Genomic DNA, 24,603 nt, shown 5'->3' with positions numbered 1-24,603 from the left:
TGGAGACATAAACGCTCATTAATAAGATAACTAACAATGACAAACGAATTTCCGACACAAGAGCAATTGAGTCAGAATGGTCACTATCCTAGTAGTCAACTGGACTTAAAACCTCAGTCAAAATCTTCTATATCTCTCAGTGAAGATTGGTCTTCTTTAACCAAAGAGTTAATTGATACATTGCCACGAATTTGGACACGCGGATTGCTATATTGGCTAGTAATATTTGCTGCGATCGTTTTACCTTGGGCGATGCTATCTAAAGTAGACGAAACAGGTAGTGCTAGAGGACGACTTGAACCTCAAGGCAGAACTGTAAGATTGGATGCACCTGTTACCGGAAAAGTTGTAGCCATCAAGGTTAAAGAAGGAGAAACTGTCAAAGCTGGACAAATTTTACTGGAGTTAGAGTCTGATTTAACTCGCACTGAACTACAACAAACTCAGTCTAAGCTAGAAGGTCAACAAAATCGCGTAAATCAGCTTCAGTTATTAAAAAATCAACTCACAATGTCTTTACGCACTCAACAATTACAAAATCAAGCTCAACAGTCTGAGCAACTTGCTCAACTTGACCAAATTCAGCAACGGCTGAATTCCAGTCAACAAGTATATATTTTAGAAAAAAATCGCCTGAAATTAGCTAATAATGAAAGACAACGTTATCGATATCTTTGGCAAAAAGGTGCTATTTCTAAAAGTAAATTAGAAGAAATAGAAGGCGCTATGTTTGAACGCCAGGGACTTCTAGAACAAGCTCAATCAGATATCCAACAAGCTACTACCGAAATTACCAAGCAACAAAGCACCAATCAACGTATCAGTCGTACAGGTGAACTAGCAGTTTTAGATAGTCAAAAGCAAATTAAAGAACTTCAATCTCAAGTTGTCGATGTACTATCAGAAATTAACCAAACCAAAAAACAAATTCAGTCTTTGCGATTTCAAGTACAACAGCAAACTCTTCGCACTCCCACTGATGGCACAATTTTTCAGTTATCTATAAATAATGCCGGAGCAGTTGTACAACCAGGACAAATGATTACTCAAATTGCACCTCAAGGAGTACCTTTGATATTTAGAGCCGAAATGCCCAGTCAAGAAAGTGGTTTTCTCCGGGTAGGAATGCCTGTAAAACTGAAATTTGATGCTTATCCTTTTCAAGATTATGGAGTAACTGAAGGCAAACTTCGCTGGATTTCGCCAGACTCTAAAGTTGTAGAGACTTCCCAAGGTAAGGTAGAAAACTTTGAACTAGAAATTGAATTGCCAAAAACTTATATCCAAACTAAAAATAAACGGATTTTATTAACACCAGGTCAAACTGCAACTGCTGAGGTAATTGTTCGGGAACGTCGCATTATTGACTTTGTATTAGATCCATTTAAGAAGTTGCAAAAAGGCGGTTTAGAACTTTAGAAAAAGTCGAGCAAAAATAAATTATTACTAAGGAGTTAATTTATGTCAAAATTTCTTGCTGTTTCCCAAGACGACATTATTAATGAAATCAAACTTTCCTGCCAAATCCCTACTATTGTCAAGAGTATTATCAGCCGTAAGATTATTATAGATGTAGCCCAAGAAACAGGTATAAAAGTTGAGACAAAAGAACTTCAAGAAGCCGCGGATAGCTTGCGGATGATGAACAAACTTGAGAATGCTGAAGTTACTTGGTCTTGGCTACAAAAACACGGTCTTTCTTTAGATGATTTTGAAGAGTTAGTTTATTATAATGTTCTCTCCTCAAAGTTAGCAGAACATTTATTCGCCGACAAAGTTGAACAGTTCTTTGTTGAAAATCAATTGGATTATGCTCAAATAGTCATGTATGAAGTTGTCTTCGATGATTTAGACTTGGCAATGGAAATGTTTTACGCAATTCAAGAGGGTGAGATTACTTTTCCTGAAGTTGCCCATCAATATATTCAGAATGATGAGATACGCCGATGTGGAGGATATAAGGGAATACTGAGCCGTATAAATTTGAAACCAGAAATATCAACAGCTGTATTTGCAGCAACTCCACCTCAGCTTCTTAAACCAATTGTTACCTCTAAGGGGGTACATTTTATTAATGTTGAGGAAATTATTATACCCCAATTAAATAAAACCTTACATTTAAAAATTATTTCTCATCTATTTTCCGAATGGCTGAACCAGCAATTTGAGAAAATTAAAATTGAAGTCGAGGATATCTGCTGAATTTAACTGGCGGCTCAACTGGTTATGGGTTTGTGATGAGTTAGTATCTCACGTCAACAGAAAGACAGAAATTGGAAGAATACTGTACAAAAACAGGAAGACCCGCTACTGATGTAATTCGGGAATTACTGCGTTATTTAAAAGTTGACAGTGTCCAAGTATGTAAAAATCTGCCATCTTCTGAAGTTTCAGAATTAGCTAGCCTTCAAAAATAAGTCTCTCCTCTGCTCCGTCGATTTGCCCTACGGTGTACACACGAGATTTATGAAACCCCTGTTGGATAAGGATCTTGACGAAAAAATAGGCTAAATTAAAAAACGCCGAAACCCTTGCTATGTAACAGTGCTGTAAATAACTTATTTTGACTCCTCTTTTCTCCGGCTTTGTGAGAAATCCGGGTTTAAGCGCTTTAGCGCTTACTACAAACCATGCAAAGCATTTAAGCTTCAAAATGGATTGTAAAGTATGGAAAAATACACGCCGTTTTCTTGCCATGTCCTTTCCCTCGAATCAACAGATACTAAAGGAATACCCCAATCAAGACGAGCAGTAAAGCGATCGCTTTGACGCCACTGCAAACCCAGACCAACGGACGCTAGGGTGTTAACGTCTGGATTTTCTCTACCTGAATTCCAAGTGCTACCTGTAGCAAACTGCAAACATAGTCGGAAACTACCAACGCTAGGCGATCGCATAAATGGGGTACAGCACTACTTGAACGTGAGTTCGAGGGTTAGAAAAAGGCAAAAAGCTTGCTATGTATGGATTTGCATAACTGGATGGATTTGCACAACAGGGCATTCACGGCAGCGATCGCTACGATTGATAGAGAATCGGTAAAAAGTGACAAAAAAAAGCCGAAACTAAGAATATCTAACAAAAATGAGGGTCAGGGCTTAGTCTACCATCGTGCTTATACTTATTTGCCTAAAAAACCTTCGATTGATATTTACCCTTCATATTTGCCTGCACTACCTCCTGCCATTTTTTAGTTCCGTCGAACTCACGTTACTTGAGTATTGAAGGACTTAGCCTCCCTCACCGTAATTGATAGCACACTTGTACCAGGACGGGAGCCTGCGGCGAGTTCGGCAGACAAATTTTGAATCAGAGGATTTTGTTGCAGTAGTTGCAGTGCTTCTAGTAAGCGTTCCCGTTTTAAAGGTGGTAATGTGGCTAGAGCTAAACGACTGCGTACATAATTGCGGTTACTTTGTATATAACTACTTTTGTACAAAATTGTAATTTCTTTAAAGTACAAGAGTGCAATTGTATAGTAGTATTTTTCTGCAACAATTAATTTGTACTATGGATCAATGCAAAAATCTCATACTCCTACAATCGTCACCTTGGGATTGGCAGGGGGACAAGGGAAGTCTACTGTCACCTTAATGCTGGGTCGATATCTAGGACGGTTAGGTATTCCAGTACTGTTCATTGATGCAGACCCGCAGTCATCACTCACAAGTTTTCTAGGGGTTAAGGTGCAACCAAATACCCCCACTTTGCTGGAGGTAATCACCCAGTCGGAAGAAAAAACACCCCTTATTAATGCGATCGCCCCAGTACCGGATGTCCAACTTGACAACGACACCATCAGCAACGCCAACTTATTTTTGATACCTTCAGACGATGGCTTAGAGAATGCTAACTACAAATTGGCATCCAGCGGCATTAGTTTGTTTATCCTGAGAAACCGCTTGCAAGCCATTGCCAACAACTTTGGGGTAATAATTGTAGATCCACCACCAGAGCGATCGCACCTTGCCCAAACTTCCCTCGGTGCGGGGGATAAATGGATAATCCCGGCAGAAGCCAACGTCAAGGGAGTGCAGTCTTTGGTTAGAACACTCGGACTGGTAAAGGAATTTCAGCCCGCATTACCCTATGGCTCACTCGTGGGAGTAGTCCCCTTCCGCGCAAAATGGACGGGTGTCAACCCCACAAAAGCTACTAAAAGCAGTATCGAAGCAATGGGCGAAATAGTGGGAAAAGATTTGATGTTACCCCACCTGCTCGAATCTGATGTATATAAAAATGCTATCAACCAACGGGTATCACCAAGCGATTTAGGACAACCGGGATTGGAATATCCAATTTCAGTATTGGCACAGAAACTAAAACCAGCATTAGCCGAACAGTACGCAAAACTTATTCCGTCATTAGCAGTGTAATTTATAGTAGCAGGAGCAACCAATGAGCCTTTTAGATGAAATTCGCGATCGCGCAACCCAACCTACCGTGGAGCCACGTATTGATGTATTGCAACAACCGACTACTACTGACACTTTAACTCCTTTGGATGTAGCAACTGAAGGAGTGCAGCAACCAGCGCTCGATACGAACCTCAAACAGCTAGAAGAATTACTCGCAAATTACCCAGAAATCGCTTCTAGAATTCCTGTAAGGTTGGAAGTTCCCATTAAAGACGAAATCGACGAACTGTGCAATCGAGAGAAAATGACAATCGAAACATTACTTGAGGCTTTCTACGTAACCTGTAAAGATAAAGAATCCGTGATGCGGCAAGTTATCAAGGAAGCCAAGAAGCGGCTCAAAAGTAGGAAAGAAGTGGGGAATATTCGGTCGAGTCTCACCAAACTTAATAACTTAACTAAAAATAGAAAATAGTAACGTGCGATCGCACTCCGAACAACAACGGCTGTGCCGACGTGTAATCGTAAGAAAAGCGTGACGAAAAACTCAAGTTGAAAGAGGAGAAAAGCAATGAATACCTTGCAGACTGTCAAAATTGCTTTATTCCTCAGCAATCTTATAATAACGATTATCTCAAACCAAATCTTCCAATAACGCCGTGATTTTACCCTGCGCCTTAGTGCGGTTGTCGTCGTAAATCATCAAAGTATTCAAACTCGCATGGCGGCTTAACTTTTGCACGCTTCTGACATCTCCACTACTCGCATCCAGCGCCGCCGTTACCGACGAATGCCTGATTCTGTGCGGGCTGATAGTTTTAGAAATACCAGCCCGCTTTGCAATCGCCACAACAATCTTGCGGATACCATCGCCCGTCAACCGATGCCCTTTCAGCGGTCGTAGCGAAATAAACAACGGTTGCTTGATATCTAACTCCCGACGCACATTCAACCAATCCTGTAGCGCATTGCAAGTTTTGGGATGCAAATCGATATTTTCCTTTTGGGTTCCCCTACCTTTTCCCAAGATAGCCAGCGTCCTTGCATACATATCCAAATCTTCAATATTGCAGTGGGAAACCTCCTCACGTCTGAGGGCATTTGCCCACAACAGCCGCAGCAGCGCATAATCCCGCTTCCCTTTCAACGTTTCCCTATCGGGTACTGCTAACATTTTCTTGAATGCTTCCGGACCAATCCCTGTCGTATCCCGGTAGGGCTTTACCTTCTCACACTTAATATCTGCAAGCGTCCAGTCGCACTTCCCCACCTTATAGGCATAATTAACCAGTGCCTTAATTGCCGCCAACCGCCTGTTGACAGTCGCTTCCTTCAACTCCTGGTCAACCAGCATCGCCTTATAGCGCAATACCAGCGTCACCGCCGAAAACCTGTCCATTTGTAGAAATTGTGCCACCAACACCGCAGTTGGTTCTTGACCGCACACCGTCATGAAAAAGTTCTTTAAATCCTTCGCATACTCGTGGCGAGTACTTTTGTTGCGCTTGCCCACCAATAATTCCTGCAACAAATCGCGTTCGAGGGCTAGAGCAAAGGGATTTGCCCTTACGAGTGAACCATCATCATCTGGTGGCGGCATAAACTATCGAAAAGATTCATTTTCGATACTTATTTTACGCTAATTATGTATCCCTTAATCTAATCGGTTGCCGCCACTCATCGAATCGCATCAGTACTGTTCTTTTATTCATGTTTCTGTACCAACAACGGGGCAGGCATAAACTGATATCCTGATAGCATTGCTATCTGTTTGATATCGTGCTTCATCGATATCAATACTGCTATCACCATGCCTGACACTAGTAATGACAAACCCAGCCAGATGATCCGCATCCCCACTGTGTTAATTCCCGCAGTTAGGGAATTATCCCGGTTGCACCGACAAGGACGCACAAGTGAGGTACTTCACTCTCTGGATGAATTGATATTGGCGTTGGATAGCAGCAGTGACAGCACATCTAATGCTACAAGTCAAATAATATCGGCAATTTACGAACGACTTGATAATTTGGAGTCGCAATTGTTGGGTGAGTCGAATAGCAATGAAACGGACTCAGCCAAACGTCTCGCCTCACTAGAACAAAAAATCGAGGGTATGACAACTCGGATGGCACAATTTGCTGATGCTATTATCCAGATACAAAATAACCTCAACAACCAACCAAAGCGAAATAAATCGTATTATAACAATTCATATTATCAAGGGCAAACTGTTAAAATTCAGCCATTAACGGAAGACAATTTAGCTAAAAGATTAGGTGTGAATGTAGAAACTGTACGCAAAGAGAGAAGTAGTCAGCCACCACCACTTTTTGTCGGGTGGTCTAAGCGTAAAGATAGTTCAGGCATTGGGTGGGAATTTAACGAAAAAACGGGACTGTATCATCCGGTTAGTTAGACAGTCCAAACACGTTTTAAGTATTAGCTGGGCGTGATATATAAAAAATCCCTCCCAACAAACGAGAGGGATGTATTTTAAACATGATTAATCGATTATTTATCGAAGTTGTTGGTTTAACCAAGCTGATAAATCAGCAACACTAGAAAAGTCTAATAATGCTTCTCCTAAATTCTCTAATTGTTCAATAGATAATCCTTGAACTCGCTCGATTAATGATGCATCAATTTCACCAAGACGGCGATTAAGTTGACGTATAACTAGACGTTGTTCTCCTTCTTCCCTTCCCTCTTGTTTAGCTCTTTCCCGGTCTTGTTGATAAAGTGGTTGTAGTCGCATAATTAACTCCTGATCGTCTGATGATAATTCTTGATTAATTATCAAATTTTCACGCAAGTTGTAAACTAATTCGAGTATTGCTTGCTGGTATGGGTGATTTAATGGTAACGCTTGCAACTCGACAATCGCTTGTGACTGCACACTTCCCCTACCTAAAAGCCTCAACCACAACGTCTCCGGTGTTTCCGGTAATTGATGTATGGCAACAATTGCTGTCCGTAGAGCATCCCCTAAAAAGTATACTCCTGATAACCACCCCTCTTTTTGGTTAACGTTAAAGCTAGATAATAAGCGTTCAGATATGGTTGGAGTCAGAACCCACAGTTTGGGTATTTCCGACTCCTGGAGTTTGGTTTTATTTCCTGAGTGCTTCTCGTCGTAGTCCACCCTTTACTTCTAATAATTTTAGAATACAATCGCATATTTCATCGGTAGAGACAGGATTGCGGAATGGTTCTAATATTGCAGGATATTCGGCAAATCTTCCTAGCAATCCCAGCACTTGTAAATTAGAGGTTTGTTCGACTTTATGAGTGAACAATACATCTATTTCTTTTATCTCTCCTGATACTTTTTCGGATGATTTTACCTCTCCATAATCTTTTAATAATTCTTCTAAATAATCCTTGGCAAACTTGTCATGTATAAAGCGGGTCATTTAATTTAATGCTGGATTTGTGGAGATGCAATTAGTGTTATTTTACCTTTTTTTATCAAAAAAAATAATGTATTTAATTTTTTTTATAAAAAAATAATGTATTTCAGTTGCTTGTATGCAAAGGTTCTTACTTGCAACAATATAATCCTTCCAGCGATGCAATCGCGGGTTGTAGACGTATGTTAATTACAATTTTATGAATAAATATAAATCCTGTTATGGTAGCTATATTTTTATGAAAATGAATTAATTGATGCTATCAATCTGAATTAAGTCATCTTAATTTTTGTTGGTTATTCATTAGTTATCCTTCAAAGTCGAGTTTGCTACCGTTGAAATGGTTGTAAATCTTGACTGCCTCAAACCAACTAGGTAGCGTCACCTCAACTTCTTCTAATTCATTCCCATTGCTATCCACCAAACCATGTACAATTTGTACTCTTGGTAATGGTGTTTCCCCATTTGCGGAAAACTTTTTAATTTGAATTGTACCAGCCTTACGTGCTTCAAATGTACCTTCCACGGTGCTTTCATTGGTAAAATAATGATTGATGCCAATAAAATACTCTTTCGCTTTTCTGGTATCTGTCAAGTGCATGGAGAAAAACTTCATAGCTGACTCTTTACAAGATGCTATTTTTTTAGGATTGGTAAATTCATCAATAACTAGCTGTTGCTTTTGTTTGGGTACTTCTTTAATTCTCGCTAACCAACGTGAGCAAGCTTCTTCTAATGCCTGTCCGATTTCTGATTCGGATTCTGCTTTAATTTGTGCATCTAATAATTGCCACACTTTCCAGTTTTCCCCAGTAGCGTGACGGTCGATAAGCTGGTATATTGGAGCATCAAAGCAATATTTACGGATTATTGCTATACAGCCTGCTGTGTTGGTCTTTCCGCTACCTTGGGAACCAATTAACCACAAAGGTTTGTTATTTTTGATAATTGTGTACAGCCAACCATCTTCCCATTGTTTTAATGCTTCTAATAGTTGGTTGACTCTTTCTTGGATATAGGAATCTGGGTTACTTGATTCATCAGAATCACTATCAGATTTTTTACCTAATATCTTTTGGGTATCTGATAAAGCCTTGTGCTTATCCCGCAAGTTTTCAGCAATCTTTTTATCCATATCGGAATCGGCTAAATCAAATTGTTTGAGAGTAGATGTGTGGGTTTTATCCTGTATCTCAAAGGAGCGCTTTAACTTATCTTGCATTGCTTCGATGGATATAAAACCGTGTTTTACCTTCTGCTTGTCCCAAACTCGGTTAGTCTGTAAGTTCTTAAACTCACGCTCATTTTGATTAGAGACAGTACTGATTTTGATACAAGTTTTGTATGCTTCTAATTCCGAATGTGCTGATAGTTCGTCTATTTCTGCCTTTTTAGTCCAGCTTAAGTAAGCGATTCCAGAGGCTATAGGAGCAACTAAAAACCAAATTGCATTCTTATTACTAGCAGGGATGTGACGAATGCTGAATGATGATTCGGGTAATGGTGTAGACGATTCAAATTGCTTTTGTGACCATATCTCTTTGAGCAATTTATGCTCGTAGTCGCAATATTTTTTATCTAAGCTCTTTTGCGAACGTTGGCTAAATTCTTCACCGTAGCGAGGTGGTAAGTTGGCAGTTTTCGGGCAGAATTTAATTGCTACTAAGTCATACGGACGATTCGACTGACTTAAATACATCGCACTTGATAAAGCAATTGTTACCCCGATAACTGTTAACCCTGAGTAGACTTTCATCTTCTTTTTGAGTCAATAATCGTGTAGATACCAGCTAAGACGAGTAAACCACCTACAATAATAAATCCATTTTGCTTGTCTTCGGGTAGCTTATTGAAAGCTGTAACTGTATCCTGCAATTGGTTGTAGGTTTGTTTTGATGAGTTAACAATATTCAAAAAACTACCCAAGGCACTCCACATTACAAATGCAGTTACTAAGGTTGAAAATCCAAATTTAATAAGTTTACCCATATTGTCAGCTGACCATTGTCCATCTTTGCGATTAATATTTATTCCATCAAATACTTCTCTATTGGTTATTTGATTGATTAGGAGGATTGATGCTATTGCTAATGCTATTCCTTGTGTTCCACTGGTAATAATTAAAAATCGGGCTAGGCTATAGGAGGTGATACCCCAAAAGCTTGTCTCTAATCCCTTTAAAATACTTCGATTTTTGTTTAGCTTTCGGTTGAGATTATCCTTGTAGGCTTTAATAGCTTCAATTTCATCGGGAGTAAATGCAGTATCTTCTTGGATTGGGTAGTTTGATGAAATTGTGGTATTTTCTCCTAACTCAAATTCGGGCATCATAGAAATCCCATAATGTGTTTTGATTTTTTACCTCCAGTTACACATCTGTCTGGAGGCTTTTTAATTAACGTCTCGGCTTCGCTCGACGTAAAGAATGAGCGTAGTCGAAGGGTTAACTGAAAATATCTCTAATATTGTTCCAAAACTTAATTACTGGGTTTGTTGAGTAATGTTTCTGGGGAATCAGGCTTAAATCGCTGTCTGAGCCATTCTCTAGTAGGTGCTTAATCTTTTTATCCTCATAATCCGCATCTGCTTTCATTTGTGCTAAGAATGGCTTGTTTGAAATAGATTCAAGGCTAGCTTTGGCGTTAACTGTAGCCATTTGAGTATCTATCCAAGCCTGCAATTCGATGACATCTAGCACATCATCGTGACGTTGGTTCTCGGCTTCCAGCTTGGCGAATAAACTAGCTTTGTACTCTGAAATCAGGTTGTTGTATCGGGTGTTCTCTAAAGTTACGTCACTAGCGGCTTTATCAATTGCGATCGCCCCTTTAGAACCAGACTTGTAAATATCAGCTAGGGCTGTGTTGTACTCTGTTGTACCTTCGATATAGGCTTTAAGATTTTCTCGGATAAGCGGCATTGCCATAGCTAAACGCTCTCCCGTCCGCCCCATGTCTCCTATTTCTTTTAAAGCCTTTTCATCCCCGTTTACGGCTCGAATTATTAGAGAATTATTGATGCCGAACTTATTAGCAGTAGCTTTTTTAATCTCTTTACCGTAGGTTGAAATGTGGTCGCGTATATGTTTTGATGCTTTCATTTTTAATCATCCTTGCATTGATGACGACAGAGATATCCTTGGTCAATTAAACGTTGCTCTCGTTGCCGGTGAGTTAGCGGTTTAAAACTCCAAATAAACTGAATTAGTAGAGGCAATAGTGCAATCCCAAACAAGAGCAAATAAACAGTATAGGGATTAAGTTTTGAACGCGGCTGCAATGATTTTTGATAGTTCTCTCTGCTTGGGTGACTGGGAGCGAAAAAAGTTGTTCATTTCCCCGAACTCCCCGACCAAGGTTTGATTTAATTGCTTTCTCCGGAATTCGATATGTTCCCTGGCATCCTTTATTTTCTGCTCTAACTTATTGGAACGATGGTCATGGTAGGTAACAATCGCTTCTACGACGGACTCAATAAAACACTCATGGTCGAGAAAACTATCTTTAAGACCAGTCGCTAAATCTACTACTTCAACTTCTGATAATTCAATCCCTAATGCCGATGCTTGCGACGCTACTAAATCCTGTTTTTGTTCTGAACTAATTACTATTTCTGATGATTCATCCTCATATGAGTCAGGCTGAAGTATTTCGTTAATTCCAGGTTCATTAACTAAATTCTCGCTAAGAAAAGGCTGGGGGATTGGTTCTAATAAGCTATCGCTCTTCGCTACTGACGGTAGCGGTACTTCGGCAATACTGAACTTATCTAACAACTTCGCAGTTATCAAATCAGCCAAATCCGAAGTTAAGTTTTCATGGTTATAGCCAAGTGAACTAACTTCTTCCAATAAGACAGCACGAGATTTTTTAATGTCCTTATGCGATAACCGAGATTGAATCCGCTTTATATAATCTGTCATGATGCCTCCTTAATAAATGTTTGAGAAACGTTATTTATTTCTTGACGCAGTTTGTATGTGTGAGCCGCAAGGATTACTGGGTACAATTCTTTGAGTGAATAAATGCGTGTTTGACGAAACCCATTAAGCGGTTTGAACCACTTTGTCAGAGTGTTGGCATGAATTGTTATGTTGTATTGTTCAAACAATTCAAGTAACTGCTTTCCACTAATTTCTGATGCTTGATTAGCTATTAATTCGTTAGCTGATTTGACGGAATTAACGATTGGCACAAGTCTTAAGTCACATTTTGGTAGCTGCTTTTTAATTTCAGCCAACCACACAACATTCTGTTTTATTAGCGGAAAGTTATTCCCAAAGATAGGTTTTAATCTGTACCAACTAGCATCGCTGATACGCTTTCCTAGCACCGACTCAAATAACTCCCTTGCTTCTTTTTGGTCTAGTTTTGTCATGGACTGAACGATTAAATGAGTGTTAGAAGTTACCTATGCTTGCTTACCCTGCACTCGTAGTGCTACATAAAATTGCAATCACGGGTGCTGACTGGCAGTTTTCAGTGAGTGATCTCAGCAGGCTGTGAAAGTCACATTTCTTTACGAACTGCATCGATGATTCATTGCTGCTGACAGCTGCACTTTATGAAATGAAAATTTACAATCGTTTCTTTCAAAGGGGTGAATGCTCGAATCGATTTAGCAGCAGGGATGGTGCAATTTTCACTCCTTGTGAAAGTGATTTTTTTTTTGCTTTTTCTTATTTCTTGGATAAATTGCCTCATAAGAGTGTTAATGCCTTGGTGTGTATGGGGTTGAGGGTTGTAGTCTAGACTGGGCAACTAAGTTAGCCGTTTAGGACAGACAACGAACTTTTATACTTGATTTAGTTTAGCACTAGTATAGCGCTCAAACACCACCCATATAGTGCTAGTCTAGTAAAGACCAAAACAGAACGGAAAGTTTAGCATCTACACGACGCTGATACTATGGAAGAGGTATTTTACAAAGAGTTGATAGACAAAATGGCTGAACTGCCCTCTGGCGGAATCCCATTATCCGAGCATGACCTTGACTGGTTTAAAGTGATGACCAACATGGCAGAAAGGTCTGTTCGGGCTAATCTAGGAAGTGTTGTTACGACCTTTGTCTGCAAATGGAAAGATAATTATAAAGAGAAAATCGAGTATGAGGCTAATAAATATGGTCTAACTTTTGATGAAGTTTTCGCTATATACCGTGACTCTTCTACCGCGAAAGAAGCCCTAGAAAGAAGGCAGCAATTGATTAATGAAAAAAATCAAAGGTAATCTATTCTAAATCGATATACAAAGATGAAGTATGAACATTGCTCCCTATCAATCCCTTAGCCTTGGCGTCGTTACCACCGTCCGACCGCTTTCAATACGGTTCGGTTAAGGAGGTTATCTGTTGGGGCAAGCTGTTCTTGAGCAGGGGGGGAGAAAAAAACTGATTTTTCTTCCCCTGCCTCAAGAGCCTCCCCTGCTTATCCGAACCGTATTGCGACCGCTTTAAGTTATAAGTTACCTAACTTGCCAGCAATTTAGCTTTGACGAATTTGTTGGGGCGACCAACAGCAAACTTGGTGGCGTACCTCACCGAACAAGCAGTCAGAATTAAATATCCTAGCGAATTCCCTCCACCTATTCAGGAGAAGAAAAAATGACCGATTCAGCGCGATTCGATGATATATATTCACGGTTAAACCAACTCACCGCCGACGTGAGCAACCTTAAAATTCAAGCTAGTACTTACGGCACAACTCAAAATGCCACAGTTCAGGCGGTCGATATGATTATCACCTTAACTTCTGAAGTGCGAGGAATCAAAGCGGAAATGCGAGAAATGCGGAGTGATATTGCTGAAATATTACGGATATTACGCGATCGCAACGGCGGGACTAGTATTTAAAAGGATTTTTATGATACAAGGCAAGTTAGAAATTACCATCAAAATCAACGAGCTGCCCCAAGCCCAAACTGTAGAAAATGGTTGGCAGCAAATAGAGATTGACTGCGACGGACGGATCATAACTATGGTCGTCAAGCCCAAAGTATTCAAGAAACTGACCGATGCCCAAGCCAACTTTCCAGAATGGGTCGCCGCTATTGCTGGCAAGATGGGTGAGGCAACTGAAAACGGATTTGTGCTGCTGGAGCCGAACATCCAGGTCTTCGAGAAGAAGCCAAAAGCCGATAAAGTTGCAGAAACTTAATTTATAGTTGCAGTTTTTTGAGGCGGGTGATACTTATTTTACTTTTCCCGTCGATGGGAATTTCGTATTAAAAAGCCCGAATATATCGGGCTAACAAATTATAAATTTTCACGATTTTTAGATACTTACAAAATCTAAGTTAAATAATTAAAATAGAGTCTAACCTAGCTTTAAATCGAGATTCTCAATCTGTAGTTGTTCTGCAAGGGTTTTTAAATTCCCAATTAATGGTGGAATAATTACAAGGGTTTGCTTTTTAATAGATATTCTGGAATTAGAGTACTCTTCAGAGTTGTCACTAGCGATATGTTTAATTATCGCTAACACTTCCTCGTCATTTAACCTAATATCATTTCTAATACTCTCTACTGCTTTTTTCAACTTGTGATTTTGCAAATCGTTTTCAAAATTTATGTCAGCAACTAACTGAAAATTTATTGCATCGTTGCTTTCGAGTATGAGTAAAGCTGCTAAAGAGCTGTCTATCCTTCTAATAATTTTATCGTTTAGAGCTTCTGAAGAAGAACATTTAAAAATAGTTTCAAGCTGTTTAAATGTCCAATCTTGTCTAAATTCAAACAAAATCCTCAAAAATATTAATTGATTCCAAGTATAAAGAATAGGGTTTTTCTGAGGCACGACTAGCTCGGCTTCTTCCAGTTTTCTGAGCTGATGCCTGGTAAGTCCTGATAGCTGTTCAGCATCCCTCTGTGTAAACGCTCTCGCCTTTTGCAATCTCATCAAACCAGCTTGCCGTTTCATCTTTTTCCAAAAAAACAAAATTTGTTTGTAACAAATTGTTTTAATATGGCGCTATTTTGTATAAACGCCAATAAAACCAAGTAAATTACAAAGTGTTCTACCGAATCAGATGTAACAGCATCTGCTTTTTGAAACACGATAAGGGATTTGCGGTATGGCACAAGCAACTCGCACTACTAAAATTCAAGCAGATCAGAGTAGATTTGTCATCACTGACAACGGCACATCTAAAGAAAGAGAATGCCGTGTATCTATATCCTAATCTAGTTCTAAAATTCCGAAAGCGGGGTATATCAGGCTGCGACTGGGGGGTGGCACGATGAAAACCCCGCCCGACAACATTGAACAGAACCACTGCTCTGAATGGCTTTCTTCCGGTGTAGACCCAGGAATTATTGCTCTCAACGTCCGCTCGGTCGAGGGCGAATTATCTGGCGTTGGGGGAGAATATTCTTTACCTGTAGCCGAATTTCTAAATATTCCCATTCGCCCAGGACGCTGGATAAATCGCCAGGGCTTTAAAGATGAGGGTAAATTAAATCGCCTTTCCTGGGCGAGAAGTGCAAGTGGTTGGCTCTGCCGAGGGCTAGACCCACAAAACAATTGGCAACAAATGCACTGGGGTTGTTTTAAAGCGGACTCGCCCTGGATTCACTGCGACGGGGATAAGAAAAAACCCCGCAAGTACGAACATCCTCAAGGTGAGCCTACACGGGCATTTTTCTTGAGAGTGCCGCTAAATGTTTGGCAACTTGTAGCAGAACGCTACAACGTGCCAATGCCAGAAAATATTGTGGTAGATTCTCTAGGCGAGGCAATTGGTTTTTGGGCTTGGGTACTAGAAAAAGAAATTCCACTTATCATTACCGAGGGAGCCAAAAAAGCAGCAGCGCTATTAACGCTAGGTTTTGCAGCTGTAGGACTACCTGGAATTAACTCCGGATATCGTAAAACACAAGAGTCAGGCGAACAAAATAATTATCACTTAATTCCAGATTTAAAGCCATTCGCCACCACTTTAAACCCAATTCCCGGTTTCAAGCCATTCGACGGTAGGGACATTTACATTTGCTTTGACAATGATCCAAAGCCGACGACAAAGCGTAACGTTGTTATTGCGACTTGTCGATTAGGGAAACTGTTCTCCGATACCCACAGCACAGTTAGAGTTATCCAACTTAATGGTGAAGAAAAAGGTTGTGATGATTGGATTGTTGCCCACGGTCAGGAGGCGTTTGAAAAACTTTACCAAAAAGCTAAAACCTTAAGACTTTACCGAATTACAAATCGAGTTTCCGGTCTTACCTATAAGCCAGATTTAGTTTTAAATCAACGCTACTTGGGTGAATTACCACGAACTGAAAGCGGACTAGCATTTGTTAAATCGCCTAAAGGGACAGGTAAAACGGAAAGCCTAGATAAATTAGTCACCGAAGCGATTGGAATCGGCAGACCAATTATTTCATTGACTCATCGCATTCAGCTAGGAAGACACCTTTGCGACCGACTAGGACTTACGTGGATCAGCGATAAAGACCCAGTTCTTGGTAGGAGATTTGTCGGGTTGTGCATCGATTCGCTCTGGAAATTAAATCCAGAGAATTACCGTAACGCCATTCTCATTCTCGATGAAATTGAGCAAGTAATTTGGCATGTTTTAAATAGCACTACTTGTCGCCAACGCCGAACTGAAATTCTCAAAAAATTAAAGCAATTCATAAATACAATACTCAGCACTGGTGGTTTGATAATCGGGCTGGATGCTGACTTATCTGACCGCTCTATTGATTATTTACTTGAATTAATTGAAGGTGAAATCAAGCCCTCCCCTTGGATTTGTGAAAATAAATACAAACCAGAAACTAAGACCAAAGTTGTTTTCTATGATTACCGTAATCCCAGCAGGATAGTACGTCAACTCGAAGAATCTCTTGCGGATGGGGAAAAACTTTATATTTGCGCTGATTCTAGAGATGGTACATTTAGCACCACAGGCTTAACTCAAAAGCTCCAAAAACGATTTCCTACTTTAAGAATATTGTGCGTGGATGCCAATACCACTAGCACATTAGGGCATCAAGCAGTAGGATTTGTTGACAAGATTAATGAAGAAATTACCAATTGGGATGTGGTAATTTGTAGCCCCTCAATTGGTAGTGGGGTTTCAATTGACGTTAAAGGACACTTTGATAAAGTATTTGGAATTTTTATTGGTGTAATTCCTGATTGGGAGGCACGGCAGGCATTAGCGCGAGTCAGAGAACCAGTTGAAAGGCATGTTTGGTGTGCAAAACTTGGGGTAGGTTTTGTGAATAAATCCATCCGTTCCACCAACTACAAAATTATTGTGTCACTGTTGATAAATAATGCTAAATACAATTTCATCCGGGCTGAACTAACTCCACCATCACAGAACGTTGATGACTTTTTAAAGGGACATTTTGAACCGGCACACATTAAAACTTGGGCTAAAAATGCAGCAGAAATTAATGCTTCTATATGGCATTACGGAGAGTGCATGTTTGAGGGGCTAAAGGAAGAGGGCTGCACAGTTGAGGTAAAGAGTGATAATGAGTTAAACCGGAAACTAGATGAAATATGTAGTGAGCTACAGGCGCTGAATAATCGGGAGTGTTCGGATGAAGATTATTGGCGAATGTCAGAACTTGATAAAGAAAGACAAAAGATCGTCGATATTCTTAAACTTGAACAAAATAAAGATGCACTAATTCGGCAAGAACTCAAAAGTACTTCTCTTGACCGTAAAGAAACAAAATACAAAAATGTAAGTAAAGTGCCGTTACCAACTGAAGAGGAATACGAGGAGCTGGCAAGCAAAATTGTAAAAACACAAAAGGAAAAATGTCAAGAACAAAAATACACCTTGGAGCAGATGTATGCGAGTGCTGTACCGATAACACCAGAGTTGGTGAAAAAAACGGAGGAGAAAAAATATCACACCCGCATTCAGCTAGACTTCTTCCGCACCCACAACCCAGAATTCTCAAAACTTTACGACCGCAAGCAAGTCTCCCACCAAATTGAGTGTGGTGAACAAATTTATCTCCCGGATCTAAAAAATATCACATTACAAGTTGATAGTTTTAAGGCGCTCAAAATTGAGGAATGGATAAAACCAGGTATCGTAGTCACCAAGGATAGTCCAGAATTATTAAGTTACCTGGAATGGGTTTTGGGTTTCAGAAGAGATATTCACAAGATATTCGGCATCAACTTAAATAACCACGTTCCCACTCATAATGATGAGACGGTGGTAGATCCCATTGGGATGCTCAATCGCCTTCTAGAATTGGTTGCATTGAAATATACGAGTGAACAAAGAAATGGTAAGCGAGGCGAAAAACGTTTACGAACTTACACTTTGGATGAAACATTACTTAATGATGAGCGCGTTCAAATATTTCCGAAATGGAAAGAAAAATGGCTTGACGAATTCCTGAAATCTCAGGAAACGGCTAATCCCCTTATTTGGTCGGAAAAATGTATCACTATGATACCGTGTCCAGCAGATTCTAATAATATAACAATACAAAAAGTGCTGGACACCAACTCAGGAGTGCTGGACACCAACTCAGAAGTGCTGGACACCAACTCAGAAGTGCTGGACACCAACTCAGGAGTGCTGGACACCACCCCGGAAGTGCTGGACACCAATGAAATTTATTCTCCCCAGCCAAAAGAGAAAACCTGGGCTAAACAACTTCAAGAAGGGGCTGTGGTGAGGTGGACCCAAAAAACTGGTAAATGGATTGTAAAAGTACTGGGAACGGCAACGGCTTACTTGCAATGCCTAGATGGTAGCTGGCAACAGTGGTGCTGGGATTTAAATGAATTGGTTGCAGATTAATTTTTTCCTCTTAAGAGGGAATTTCTACGAAAAATTCATTTCCAGCAATCATCACACATTAAAGCGTTTTTTGATGCCCATCCGGTGTAAAGCGAATGCACCACCCAGTAAGAGTGCTTATTCTTTATGAGCGAAAGTGCGATCTTTTCGTTCTTCGCGATCGCTCTTCATGAAGTAACCGATTACTCGGTTGCTGGCTGATAAATTGAGCGCAACTCTTGTAAGTTGCTGACTGTTTCTAGCGCTGTAAGAATTGCCCTTAATTGTTCGATACTCTCCAGTTGAGAGATATCTGGCAACAAACTCAACCCCTCGTTACCAAATTTCAGTTTTAAACCTAACTCAATTCCCTCTAACAGTCCTTCTCTGCGGGCATTACGCTCAAAAGAAGTAACATATTTCATACGCTGCTCCGCTTCTAATTGTCCTACTTCGACACGAAACTCTCGCTCTAAATAAAATGGTAGCGTTAGCATCCAGTCTACGAAAGCCAACAAGTTGAGAACATCCTCTCGTTCAAATCCCTGCTCGTATAACCTTCTTACCAAAGCTAGCTTTTGTGCTTTACGCTCAACACGATTGTCACGAGTTTGTAGTGCTGCCAAATGCGCCAAAACTACGGTAGCAAACGGGTTACGGCTGGCTGAAAGTTCAGATAACCTTTGCTCGTAGTCTACCAGCTTCACTACAGGAAATCTAAAATCCACTGTACACCCAAATAACTCGTAACCAAATTGTGACGGTCGCCAGTTCACACGTTCGTCACCCAACACAGCCAAAGAAGCACAATAGCGATCATAGCGGTCAAATATCCGATAATTGTAGCTATACATCCTCTTTGGGAAGTCAGATTCCTCTTGAGATTGCACCTCGACATGCAAAAGCACCCACGCTTCTTCCCCGGAAGTGCGATAAATCTTGACTAACTTATCGACAAGTCGTTTGCCAAGTTCAGCGTCACGTACCACAGATTGTAATTCAGTATCGAGAAATTCAAACCCTCGACCCCAATCAATTTCCTCATGCGCTTGAGGAAAGAAAAATAATACAAATTCCTCAAAATAACGCTGTAAAATATCCTTCCAGGGTGAATCATACTCAGTTGGAGGATTAGTCATGCGAGCACTCTCATTATCTTCTTCAGCTGCATCTCAATATACGACATCTTGCAAGCACAATATTTCAAACTACCTATTTCAAGTTAACCGCCTTGAAATTAATCGAATATTGTGTATGTCCGTACCAAATCCCGCATTTAATAATAATCGCTCAAGCTGAGATTAATATGAAAGCAACGAGTGGTTTTCAACTTACCTTGCAGCCACATTCATATCTTTTGACAATGCTATAACGCAAGGGCAAGCGGTTAGACAAACTTAACCGCTCCCGTTGAGATAACAAAGATATCCCCAAAAATAACCGAATCTTAACCACAGCAAATATTCAAAGAGAGCGAATGCAACGCAGCACTCGGACAATAATCTCCCATTCCGAACCCATTCCGAACCGATAAATATCTTCTGCACGCACGCTCAATCCCAAATATAGCTACCAATAAAAACGTAACTAACAACTTATTATATAAAGTGTATAGCTACCAAATTGCCACTTTGCGTTTGCACCCATCGTATTCGTCGCAATCCCTACATTTCTCAAGCGCGTCTATCCCTTTCATCGCCATAAACATAAGTAGATATACATATAATCACCCTAACTGAGACTAACAGTAAGCCCTTGCAACAACCCACGACAAATGGGGACAGCCTTCATCCGAAAATGTCGTGGGGTGTCGAGGATCTATTAAACAAGGCTGTCCCCATAACTCTTGGTCAGGTGTCGCCCATTAAAATCTTGAAAAGCCTGATACTTATAGTTATCTTCACCCACACAATACGAGACTGCTTTTTCCTCAAATTTAGTAATTCCACGTTAGGCAGTCGATGAGCGATTTGAATAGTATAGAGAATATTTTAACTATTTATATAACTATGGCACGCAGCGCACAATTAATATCCGATTCCAAAAACAAACTCAAAAAAGTTAGCGCCATCCTTGAAGCCAAAGCAAAGCAACCGAAGAACTTAACTCTACAGCAATTTATCCAAGCGCTCTCCACCCAAATCGATAAAATGCTGGCAGTGGGTTATACGCTACAAGAAGTTGCAGCAATTCTCAAATCAGAAGGGGTTAACGTGCAACCCACAACAATTAAATCTTATCTCTTGAAAGCACGAGCAAAAAACTCCAGTACGGCAACTAATAATCCCGCATCAACTCAATCAAAGTCAGATATTAATCGCAAACCAAGTAACAATAAGCAAGCGAAAAATAACCAAGCAACTGCCAATTATAACTCAAATAAATCTGACAGCACACAAGCACTCTTCACGAATGAAGCAACCGAAACTGAAACTATTCAACCACCCGCACCAGCAGCAAACCAAGCTTCTGAGAGTGCAACACCCCAATCACCGACACCAACAAATCAATCCAACCCACCATCAATAAATAATAACAGTACAGCTAGCGCTGTTACAAAAAATAAATCCCGCACTTCAAAGGATACGAATACCACTCTTTCTACTTCAACATCGGGTGATAAATCTCAGAAGTCTGCTAAAACTTCCCACAATAATTCTCAACTCCAAGCAAACGGTAGTAGCAATCAACCCATGCAAAACGGTAACTCAAACGTGCTGGAGGTACAACAATCGCAAGCAAACCAACAGTCATTGCTGGATAAAACCGATATTAATTAGTGCGTTTATTGCAGGTTTATCGCTTTTGTAATTGACGAGTAATTATCTGTGAGATTGCTCCGGTCTAAAATCATACAGAGTACTAATTAATCAAAACTAGTTATTGAACGAGCAATGAGCAATTCCGCATCACCAAAGTCAAATATTGGTGCAAGAATACCGTCTGCATGGTTGGCAGAACTAGATGCATATGTCTCATCGAGTGGGAAAACAAAAAGTGATGTTATTAACGAGGCTATCGGAGATTATCTCAATAAAAGCCAGGTGACTATTGTTGACCGAATTACCACAATCGAAAATAAATTAGCACAAAATAATCAGACTTTTGATATTGCACTATTAAACCAACGTCTCGACAAGTTAGAAGATATTCTGCAAGCAATATTACAAGCGCTTGGTGATATCAAACCCGAAATAAAAATAGTTGAAAAATTGAGGGAGACAATTTCTGATGGTGAACGGTATGGAGGAATCACCCAAACCGAATTACTAGAAAAATACCAGCTTTCGTACCACGCACTCGATAAGGAAGCGAAAGAAAAAGGTATACCATTTCATGAAGTCGTAAAAGAGAAAACCGGCTGGTACAAAAAAGACTCTAATAAAAGACGCTCTCGGTGGCTGCCTCTGGAGAACAATGTTAATACAACTATTCGAGAGCTTAATGGCGATATTCACAGTAACGGTAAAGAACCGACTCTAGTAAGCGATATAAATGACTCTTCAAGCAATGTTAACGGTGCTAACGGCTTCAGGAATACGTTAGAGTAAAATCCAACAGCAAGGTGCGTAATTCCATCACTGTGCTTACTTCGACAAAACCCACAATAAGATCAAGTGGAAACTCACACCCGCACTATTACCAGAGCGCAAAAATAAACTTACTTAAAGATGTTAACGTTGTTAACGCTACTCCTGGCATACTTTGATAAAACCCACAGTCGAATCGATTTGGAGTGGTACAGTTTACCCACCAGTGGAAGATAGCCCAACCAGTTAATCGGCGTTTTTCTGTGTTAGCGGCGTTAACCCCTGTGCAATAACGCCTGTCATGAATGGTGGTACAGTTTACCCATTAGTGCAAGGTAGCCCAACCAGTTGTGAGGCGTTTTTCTGCGTTAACAGCGTTAACATTATACAACTGCCGCTGTCACGAATGGTGGTACTCTCTTTGGGATGCAAGGAATGTTTGGTGTATACTAAAAAGCCCCAATTAATGGGGAATATTACTTCATTCTTTGTGGGAGCGATCGCACAAAGTCCATGAAGGAACATCGTACTTCGCTCCCTTGTTGACTCATGTGCAGCGTGACGGACGATGCCCCGCACGGCAGAGCGATCGCATTGCTCCCAAGGCTGAGTTTTTCACCCCACTCATACTTAAGTTGATGGGGGAGCGACACCACTACAAGAAAATATACCAGCAGAAGCGTGGAGAGCATGTTGGGCGGTACAGTACCAGTACCACGCGATGGCGCGATGGCGCCCGCAAAGAGTGCGATCGCACTCGACGTAGCACCCATAAGTGTCAGCAGAAAATGGCGCAGTTGCACAGTACCACCCATTCGTTGAGTGCATCACCCACGTTTAGCAAGACTTCTGGATAGTCTGTTGTTGGTGGCTGTCTGACCCACAGATGCAAGGAATGTTTGCTGCATCCATAATTCCGCAATTTTACTAAGGACGTTACTATTATTAGCTAGCTACGGTGGTTGGTTGTAACCACAACTTGCTATGCAAACTCCTAGTCAGAAGAAAAAGAATAAGGCTTTATCTACAACCGACGAAACTACAAGTAGAAGAACCATTCGTCATCCAGTGAGCTTTTCGCAACTTGAAAGCGAAAAAATCAAGCAATATGCTACAAACAGCAAACTGTCGATATCTGAATATTTACGTCGTGCAGGATTAAGACGAAAAATAACCACTCCATTATTAAAAGAACAGTGGCAATTTTACAACCAATTAGCACAACTAAAATTGATTGCCAGCCAACTTAAACAAAATTTTACAGCAGCATCAGACAATAACGATATTGGCAATCTCGTTGAACAACTCGAACAACTGCATTCAGATATGTGGACAACTACGCAGCAGTTGTTAGATATCGATAGAGATATGGATGATGAAACTGAAACTTTATAAAATCGAATTATAGTTTTGTTGAGCCAGATAAATCTTGATTCCCAAAATCTTTAAACACGGTAACTTTCTCCCCACTCTCAAGTATGTACTTGGGAAAGAAGGTGCATCAATCATCGGCACTAATATGAATAGTGCTACACCCAACGAACTAGCACGAGAATTTTCGCTTGCCAAACGTTCCAACCCAGAATTTAAGAATGCTTGCGCTCATATAATATTATCTATCCCCCATCGTAGTAGCGAACATGCCTTAGGCGAATATCACGAACATTTAGATGATTTGCAATATGCTTCTGTCGGTAAACGCTTCCTAGAAGAAATGGAATATTTGGGTGAGAGACTCCACAAAAGTCAGTATGTAATGGGCAGACATACTGATAGAGAACACGAGCATATCCATATTATTGCCAGTCGCATCAAGATGGATGCTACCATAGTTCCAGATTCTTGGGACTATAGTAGAGCCGAAGTAGCAGCACGCAAGTTAGAAAAAGAATTTGGGTTAGAAGCAACACCTTGCAGTAATGAAAAAGTTGTCCAAAAGCTGCAAGAAATAGGAATTATTGCAAGTGTTAGTCCTACGCTTAGAAAACCACCAACTATCAAACAATTAAAGCATACATCAGGTAAACCACCAATAGTCGAATTAATCGCAGACGCAGTTGATGAAGCCTGTTCTGATAAACCAACCTTTACTCAACTAGTTAGCCGACTAAAAGAAAATAATATAATTGTGCATCCCAAGTTAGATAATCAGAACAATATATTGGGTATTGCTTATGAGATGGATGGGATAAAAATAGCTGGATATCAAATAGGTAAGGGATATTCGTTCCCCGGTTTACAAAAGTATTTAGGTGTAGTATATGGCGAATCAGGACAACAACCAATTTCAACAAATAAGCGAAGAGGAAAACGACTTACAGATGCAGCAAGCATTAAACGAATTACTGCAAGTCTTGAACCAATTGCCGCAATCCTTAACACAGTGGGTAGAGAAAGTTCAGTCGGTAGAGAATCAACAAGTATTGATAAAGTCGGAGATAGTCAATTTATCACAGACGATGCAAGCGTTGTCGAATCAATTATCGACTCCGAACCAATTAATAACCAACCAGACAGCAACGTTACAGAAAATAGAGCA

Annotated in this window: 23 protein-coding genes and 3 pseudogenes; 14 read left to right on the top strand and 12 right to left on the bottom strand. The window is 40.3% G+C overall.

Translation table 11 applies throughout. The features are described from left to right. Positions 1–36 precede the first annotated feature (36 nt). Both TOL9009_RS0100135 and TOL9009_RS0100130 read left to right on the top strand, forming a co-directional pair. On the top strand, positions 37–1,419 hold the full coding sequence (locus TOL9009_RS0100135; protein ID WP_029630322.1) for an HlyD family efflux transporter periplasmic adaptor subunit: 1,383 nt from the start codon (positions 37–39) through the stop codon (positions 1,417–1,419). Positions 1,420–1,461: 42 nt separating this feature from the next. Further along, positions 1,462–2,202, top strand: a complete 741-nt coding sequence (locus TOL9009_RS0100130; RefSeq protein WP_029630321.1) for a peptidylprolyl isomerase — start codon at positions 1,462–1,464, stop codon at positions 2,200–2,202. Positions 2,203–2,648: 446 nt separating this feature from the next. Here the strand turns inward: TOL9009_RS0100130 and TOL9009_RS37155 are convergent. After that, positions 2,649–2,903, bottom strand: a pseudogene (locus TOL9009_RS37155) (ShlB/FhaC/HecB family hemolysin secretion/activation protein); the annotation flags it as partial. Positions 2,904–2,963: 60 nt separating this feature from the next. On the opposite strand from TOL9009_RS37155, the gene TOL9009_RS48655 reads away from it, so the two are divergent. Further along, a complete protein-coding gene (locus tag TOL9009_RS48655) occupies positions 2,964–3,194 on the top strand; it encodes a hypothetical protein (RefSeq protein WP_038295502.1) in 231 nt (76 codons plus the stop codon). A 17-nt stretch (positions 3,195–3,211) separates the two neighbouring features. Here TOL9009_RS48655 and TOL9009_RS0100115 read toward each other — a convergent pair. Further along, positions 3,212–3,412: pseudogene (locus TOL9009_RS0100115) on the bottom strand (ShlB/FhaC/HecB family hemolysin secretion/activation protein); the annotation flags it as partial. 106 nt (positions 3,413–3,518) lie between these two features. Between TOL9009_RS0100115 and TOL9009_RS0100110 the strand changes: the two are divergent. Beyond that, complete coding sequence (locus tag TOL9009_RS0100110) at positions 3,519–4,376, top strand: ParA family protein (RefSeq protein ID WP_029630316.1); 858 nt, start codon at positions 3,519–3,521, stop codon at positions 4,374–4,376. A 22-nt stretch (positions 4,377–4,398) separates the two neighbouring features. Beyond that, a complete protein-coding gene (locus TOL9009_RS0100105; protein WP_029630314.1) occupies positions 4,399–4,833 on the top strand; it encodes a hypothetical protein in 435 nt (144 codons plus the stop codon). Positions 4,834–4,992: 159 nt separating this feature from the next. On the opposite strand, the gene TOL9009_RS0100100 is transcribed toward TOL9009_RS0100105, so the two are convergent. Next, positions 4,993–5,958 carry a tyrosine-type recombinase/integrase gene (locus tag TOL9009_RS0100100; RefSeq protein WP_029630312.1) on the bottom strand — a complete coding sequence of 322 codons (966 nt, stop codon included), beginning with the start codon at positions 5,956–5,958 and terminating at the stop codon, positions 4,993–4,995. 210 nt (positions 5,959–6,168) lie between these two features. On the opposite strand from TOL9009_RS0100100, the gene TOL9009_RS0100095 reads away from it, so the two are divergent. Beyond that, positions 6,169–6,777 (top strand): hypothetical protein, encoded by a 609-nt coding sequence (locus tag TOL9009_RS0100095; RefSeq protein ID WP_029630310.1) that lies wholly within the window; start codon positions 6,169–6,171, stop codon positions 6,775–6,777. 99 nt (positions 6,778–6,876) lie between these two features. On the opposite strand, the pseudogene TOL9009_RS37145 reads toward TOL9009_RS0100095, so the two are convergent. The 6 genes and pseudogenes from TOL9009_RS37145 to TOL9009_RS0100065 form a co-directional block, all read right to left on the bottom strand. Continuing rightward, positions 6,877–7,774 (bottom strand): annotated as a pseudogene (locus TOL9009_RS37145) (DUF4351 domain-containing protein). Positions 7,775–8,078: 304 nt separating this feature from the next. Further along, complete coding sequence (locus tag TOL9009_RS41810; RefSeq protein WP_051502701.1) at positions 8,079–9,527, bottom strand: hypothetical protein; 1,449 nt, start codon at positions 9,525–9,527, stop codon at positions 8,079–8,081. Further along, positions 9,524–10,102 carry a hypothetical protein gene (locus tag TOL9009_RS0100080; RefSeq protein WP_144238091.1) on the bottom strand — a complete coding sequence of 193 codons (579 nt, stop codon included), beginning with the start codon at positions 10,100–10,102 and terminating at the stop codon, positions 9,524–9,526. The genes TOL9009_RS41810 and TOL9009_RS0100080 overlap by 4 nt, the downstream gene beginning before the upstream one ends. A 112-nt stretch (positions 10,103–10,214) precedes the next feature. Next, entirely contained in the window at positions 10,215–10,871 is a 657-nt protein-coding gene (locus tag TOL9009_RS0100075; RefSeq protein ID WP_029630307.1) for a hypothetical protein, read from the bottom strand. Between the two features lie 156 nt (positions 10,872–11,027). Then, positions 11,028–11,693: a hypothetical protein gene (locus tag TOL9009_RS0100070; protein ID WP_029630305.1), complete on the bottom strand. Its 666-nt coding sequence runs from the start codon at positions 11,691–11,693 to the stop codon at positions 11,028–11,030. After that, positions 11,690–12,148 (bottom strand): hypothetical protein, encoded by a 459-nt coding sequence (locus TOL9009_RS0100065; protein ID WP_029630303.1) that lies wholly within the window; start codon positions 12,146–12,148, stop codon positions 11,690–11,692. The genes TOL9009_RS0100070 and TOL9009_RS0100065 overlap by 4 nt, the downstream gene beginning before the upstream one ends. Before the next feature lie 530 nt (positions 12,149–12,678). Here TOL9009_RS0100065 and TOL9009_RS0100060 point away from each other — a divergent pair. From TOL9009_RS0100060 to TOL9009_RS0100050, 3 genes are all read left to right on the top strand, one after another. Then, complete coding sequence (locus tag TOL9009_RS0100060) at positions 12,679–12,999, top strand: hypothetical protein (RefSeq protein WP_029630301.1); 321 nt, start codon at positions 12,679–12,681, stop codon at positions 12,997–12,999. Positions 13,000–13,372: 373 nt separating this feature from the next. Beyond that, entirely contained in the window at positions 13,373–13,621 is a 249-nt protein-coding gene (locus tag TOL9009_RS0100055) for a hypothetical protein (protein WP_029630299.1), read from the top strand. A 10-nt stretch (positions 13,622–13,631) separates the two neighbouring features. Further along, a complete protein-coding gene (locus tag TOL9009_RS0100050) occupies positions 13,632–13,925 on the top strand; it encodes a hypothetical protein (RefSeq protein WP_029630298.1) in 294 nt (97 codons plus the stop codon). 159 nt (positions 13,926–14,084) lie between these two features. Here TOL9009_RS0100050 and TOL9009_RS0100045 read toward each other — a convergent pair whose 3' ends face one another. Beyond that, positions 14,085–14,705, bottom strand: a complete 621-nt coding sequence (locus TOL9009_RS0100045; RefSeq protein ID WP_144238090.1) for a hypothetical protein — start codon at positions 14,703–14,705, stop codon at positions 14,085–14,087. A 301-nt stretch (positions 14,706–15,006) separates the two neighbouring features. Between TOL9009_RS0100045 and TOL9009_RS37135 the strand changes: the two genes are divergently transcribed. After that, entirely contained in the window at positions 15,007–18,555 is a 3,549-nt protein-coding gene (locus TOL9009_RS37135; protein ID WP_051502700.1) for a plasmid replication protein, CyRepA1 family, read from the top strand. Between the two features lie 182 nt (positions 18,556–18,737). Here TOL9009_RS37135 and TOL9009_RS0100030 read toward each other — a convergent pair whose 3' ends face one another. Beyond that, positions 18,738–19,673, bottom strand: a complete 936-nt coding sequence (locus TOL9009_RS0100030; protein ID WP_029630294.1) for an RpnC/YadD family protein — start codon at positions 19,671–19,673, stop codon at positions 18,738–18,740. Positions 19,674–20,543: 870 nt separating this feature from the next. Between TOL9009_RS0100030 and TOL9009_RS0100025 the strand changes: the two genes are divergently transcribed. Both TOL9009_RS0100025 and TOL9009_RS37130 read left to right on the top strand, forming a co-directional pair. Beyond that, a complete protein-coding gene (locus TOL9009_RS0100025) occupies positions 20,544–21,314 on the top strand; it encodes a hypothetical protein (protein WP_144238089.1) in 771 nt (256 codons plus the stop codon). 114 nt (positions 21,315–21,428) lie between these two features. Continuing rightward, entirely contained in the window at positions 21,429–22,085 is a 657-nt protein-coding gene (locus tag TOL9009_RS37130; RefSeq protein WP_038295498.1) for a ribbon-helix-helix domain-containing protein, read from the top strand. 455 nt (positions 22,086–22,540) lie between these two features. Here TOL9009_RS37130 and TOL9009_RS0100015 read toward each other — a convergent pair whose 3' ends face one another. Beyond that, a complete protein-coding gene (locus tag TOL9009_RS0100015; RefSeq protein WP_144238088.1) occupies positions 22,541–22,837 on the bottom strand; it encodes a hypothetical protein in 297 nt (98 codons plus the stop codon). 211 nt (positions 22,838–23,048) lie between these two features. Between TOL9009_RS0100015 and TOL9009_RS0100010 the strand changes: the two genes are divergently transcribed. Together TOL9009_RS0100010 and TOL9009_RS37125 are read left to right on the top strand one after the other, a co-directional pair. Continuing rightward, a complete protein-coding gene (locus TOL9009_RS0100010) occupies positions 23,049–23,459 on the top strand; it encodes a plasmid mobilization protein (protein ID WP_029630288.1) in 411 nt (136 codons plus the stop codon). A 34-nt stretch (positions 23,460–23,493) separates the two neighbouring features. Beyond that, positions 23,494–24,603: relaxase/mobilization nuclease domain-containing protein (locus tag TOL9009_RS37125; protein WP_186227435.1), on the top strand; the 1,110-nt coding region annotated here is incomplete at its 3' end.

This window comes from [Scytonema hofmanni] UTEX 2349 (assembly GCF_000582685.1).
Classification (GTDB): domain Bacteria; phylum Cyanobacteriota; class Cyanobacteriia; order Cyanobacteriales; family Nostocaceae; genus Hassallia; species Hassallia hofmanni.
The sequence above is the reverse complement of the archived record's forward strand: the minus strand, read 5'-3'. Positions and strand labels throughout refer to the sequence as shown.

Bases quoted from the DNA above. Each gene is read 5' to 3' on its own strand.
- TOL9009_RS0100135 (WP_029630322.1), top strand. From the start codon at position 37: ATGACAAACGAATTTCCGACACAAGAGCAATTGAGTCAGAATGGTCAC.
- TOL9009_RS0100130 (WP_029630321.1), top strand. From the start codon at position 1,462: ATGTCAAAATTTCTTGCTGTTTCCCAAGACGACATTATTAATGAAATC.
- TOL9009_RS48655 (WP_038295502.1), top strand. From the start codon at position 2,964: ATGGATTTGCATAACTGGATGGATTTGCACAACAGGGCATTCACGGCA.
- TOL9009_RS0100110 (WP_029630316.1), top strand. From the start codon at position 3,519: ATGCAAAAATCTCATACTCCTACAATCGTCACCTTGGGATTGGCAGGG.
- TOL9009_RS0100105 (WP_029630314.1), top strand. From the start codon at position 4,399: ATGAGCCTTTTAGATGAAATTCGCGATCGCGCAACCCAACCTACCGTG.
- TOL9009_RS0100100 (WP_029630312.1), bottom strand. From the start codon at position 5,958: ATGCCGCCACCAGATGATGATGGTTCACTCGTAAGGGCAAATCCCTTT.
- TOL9009_RS0100095 (WP_029630310.1), top strand. From the start codon at position 6,169: ATGCCTGACACTAGTAATGACAAACCCAGCCAGATGATCCGCATCCCC.
- TOL9009_RS41810 (WP_051502701.1), bottom strand. From the start codon at position 9,527: ATGAAAGTCTACTCAGGGTTAACAGTTATCGGGGTAACAATTGCTTTA.
- TOL9009_RS0100080 (WP_144238091.1), bottom strand. From the start codon at position 10,102: ATGATGCCCGAATTTGAGTTAGGAGAAAATACCACAATTTCATCAAAC.
- TOL9009_RS0100075 (WP_029630307.1), bottom strand. From the start codon at position 10,871: ATGAAAGCATCAAAACATATACGCGACCACATTTCAACCTACGGTAAA.
- TOL9009_RS0100070 (WP_029630305.1), bottom strand. From the start codon at position 11,693: ATGACAGATTATATAAAGCGGATTCAATCTCGGTTATCGCATAAGGAC.
- TOL9009_RS0100065 (WP_029630303.1), bottom strand. From the start codon at position 12,148: ATGACAAAACTAGACCAAAAAGAAGCAAGGGAGTTATTTGAGTCGGTG.
- TOL9009_RS0100060 (WP_029630301.1), top strand. From the start codon at position 12,679: ATGGAAGAGGTATTTTACAAAGAGTTGATAGACAAAATGGCTGAACTG.
- TOL9009_RS0100055 (WP_029630299.1), top strand. From the start codon at position 13,373: ATGACCGATTCAGCGCGATTCGATGATATATATTCACGGTTAAACCAA.
- TOL9009_RS0100050 (WP_029630298.1), top strand. From the start codon at position 13,632: ATGATACAAGGCAAGTTAGAAATTACCATCAAAATCAACGAGCTGCCC.
- TOL9009_RS37135 (WP_051502700.1), top strand. From the start codon at position 15,007: ATGAAAACCCCGCCCGACAACATTGAACAGAACCACTGCTCTGAATGG.
- TOL9009_RS0100030 (WP_029630294.1), bottom strand. From the start codon at position 19,673: ATGACTAATCCTCCAACTGAGTATGATTCACCCTGGAAGGATATTTTA.
- TOL9009_RS0100025 (WP_144238089.1), top strand. From the start codon at position 20,544: ATGGCACGCAGCGCACAATTAATATCCGATTCCAAAAACAAACTCAAA.
- TOL9009_RS37130 (WP_038295498.1), top strand. From the start codon at position 21,429: ATGAGCAATTCCGCATCACCAAAGTCAAATATTGGTGCAAGAATACCG.
- TOL9009_RS0100015 (WP_144238088.1), bottom strand. From the start codon at position 22,837: ATGGGTGCTACGTCGAGTGCGATCGCACTCTTTGCGGGCGCCATCGCG.
- TOL9009_RS0100010 (WP_029630288.1), top strand. From the start codon at position 23,049: ATGCAAACTCCTAGTCAGAAGAAAAAGAATAAGGCTTTATCTACAACC.